Origin of the sequence: Mycobacterium hackensackense (genome assembly GCF_025822555.1) — a bacterium.
Lineage (GTDB): Bacteria > Actinomycetota > Actinomycetes > Mycobacteriales > Mycobacteriaceae > Mycobacterium > Mycobacterium fluoranthenivorans.
Genome location: NZ_JACKUC010000024.1, coordinates 1 through 1,167 on the forward strand (window position 1 = coordinate 1; position 1,167 = coordinate 1,167).

At 65.4% G+C, this 1,167-nt stretch carries 1 protein-coding gene; it reads left to right on the top strand.

The annotated features are described in order from the left end of the window. Window positions 1-1,167: aldehyde dehydrogenase family protein (locus H7J86_RS01550; protein ID WP_267288940.1), on the top strand; the 1,167-nt coding region annotated here is incomplete at both ends.

Here is a 1,167-nt window from a genome sequence, read left to right on the forward strand (position 1 = left end):
GCAGGCTGCCCGCCGCGCACCGTGCGGAGGTCCTGTTCCGCGCCGCCGAGATCATCAAGCGGCGCACCGAGGAGCTCGCCGAGATCGAGGCGCGCGACAACGGCATGAACTCGATGGCCGCACAGCAGATCATCAAGGTGGCCAACGAGAAGGCGCGCGACAACGGCATGAACTCGATGGCCGCACAGCAGATCATCAAGGTGGCCAACGAGATGCTGATCTACTACGCCGGCTGGGTCGGCAAGATCCATGGCGAATCGGCCAACCTGGTATCCGATGGCCTGCTCGGCCACTTCGAGGAGTACCACACCTTCACGCAGCTGGAGCCGGTCGGCGTGGTCGGTCTCATCATCCCGTGGAACGGCCCCTTCTTCGTCGCCATGCTCAAAGTCGCGCCCGCACTCGCCGCCGGCTGTAGCGCGGTCCTCAAGCCCGCCGAGGAGACGCCGCTGTCGGCTCTGAAGCTGGAGGAGATCTTCCGCGAGGCCGGACTACCCGACGGTGTCCTCAACGTCATCACCGGCTACGGCGAGACCACCGGCGCAGCATTGACCGCGCACCCCGACGTGGACAAGATCGCGTTCACGGGGTCGACCGAGGTCGGACGGCTGATCGTCAAGGCCGCCGCGGGCAATCTGAAGCGCCTGACCCTGGAGCTGGGCGGCAAGTCGCCGCTGATCATGTTCGACGACGCCAATCTGGAGAAATCGATCATGGGGGCCGCCATGGGGCTGCTCGCGGGTTCGGGCCAGAACTGCTCCTGTACGTCGCGCATCTACGTGCAACGCGGGATCTACGACCAGGTCGTGGAAGGCCTCGCCGGATTCGCCCAGATGCTGCCGATGGGCGGATACGAGGACCCCACCTCGGTCCTCGGACCGTTGATCAGCCAGAAGCAACGCACCCGCGTCGAGAGCATCGTCAACGACGGGGTGGCCGGCGGTGCCGAGGTGATCACCGGCGGCAAACCGATGGACCGCAAGGGCTACTTCTACGAAGCGACCATCATCACCAACACCACGCCCGACATGCGACTCATCAAAGAGGAGATCTTCGGCCCGGTCGGGTCGGTAATCCCGTTCGACGACGAGGAAGAGGCGATCGCCGCCGCGAACGACACCGAGTACGGCCTGGCCGGAGCGATCTGGACCGAGAACCTCAGCCGAG